Source organism: Streptomyces sp. YIM 130001 (assembly GCF_003574445.1).
In the GTDB taxonomy this organism is placed as follows: domain Bacteria; phylum Actinomycetota; class Actinomycetes; order Streptomycetales; family Streptomycetaceae; genus Streptomyces.
The window spans coordinates 1-911 of record NZ_KZ984594.1; the positions used below are offsets into that span (position 1 = coordinate 1).

Annotated in this window: 2 protein-coding genes; both read right to left on the minus strand. The window is 69.9% G+C overall.

Translation table 11 applies throughout. From position 1 onward, the window contains the following. Nucleotides 1-195 (minus strand): hypothetical protein (locus DSC45_RS35525; RefSeq protein WP_162929460.1); only part of this gene is annotated, 195 nt, incomplete at its 3' end. Beyond that, a partial coding sequence (locus DSC45_RS35530) for an ABC transporter ATP-binding protein (RefSeq protein WP_162929461.1) occupies nt 192-911 on the minus strand: 720 nt, incomplete at its 5' end. The genes DSC45_RS35530 and DSC45_RS35525, both read right to left, overlap by 4 nt.

Genomic DNA, 911 nt, shown 5'->3' on the forward strand with positions numbered 1-911 from the left:
CTGGTCGGCGGCGGCGACGACGGGTGCCTGGGCGTACCGCTCGGGGGGTACCGAGGCGCGTAGCCCGGTCTCGAGGAGGACACCGCAGGCGGACACGATCAACGACGCCATCATCAGCGCGACGAACGTCCCCACGAACGAAGCGGGCTTGAAACGCACGGCCGCACGGGCCAGCCCGTTGGGCACGAACCTCACGCCGCCACACCCGCCATCGCACCCGCACGCGCACGCGCGGTCAACGCCGACATCCGCCCGGCGATCTCCTCCACCGACCCACGCTCCAACCCGTCAGCGAACGCACCGTCCGCCAAGAACAGCACCCGGTCCGCCCACGCCGCCGCCACCGGATCATGCGTCACCATCACCACCGTCGCCCCCAACCCACTCACCGCATGCCGCAACAACCCCAACACCTCAGCAGCCGTCCCCGTATCCAGAGCACCCGTCGGCTCATCCGCGAAAATCACATCCGGACGCGTCACCAACGCCCGCGCGATCGCCACCCGCTGCTGCTGCCCACCCGACAACTCACCCGGCCGCCGCCGCCCCTTGTCACCCAACCCCACCTGCCCCAACACCTCACCCGCACGCCGACGATCCTGCCGCCGCCCCGCCAGCCGCACCGGCAACAACACGTTCTGCTCCACCGTCAACGACGGCAACAGATTGAACGCCTGGAACACGAACCCCAGACGACTACGCCGCAACTCCGTCAACTCGTTCTCCCGCATCCCCGTGATCTCCGTACCCCCCAACCGCACCGACCCCGACGACGGCCGGTCCAACCCCGCCGCACACTGCAAAAACGTCGACTTCCCCGACCCCGACGGACCCATCACCGCCGTGAACGACCCCCGCGCCAACCCCAGATCCACCCCCGCCAACGCCTCCACAGCCCCCGAACCCCGCCC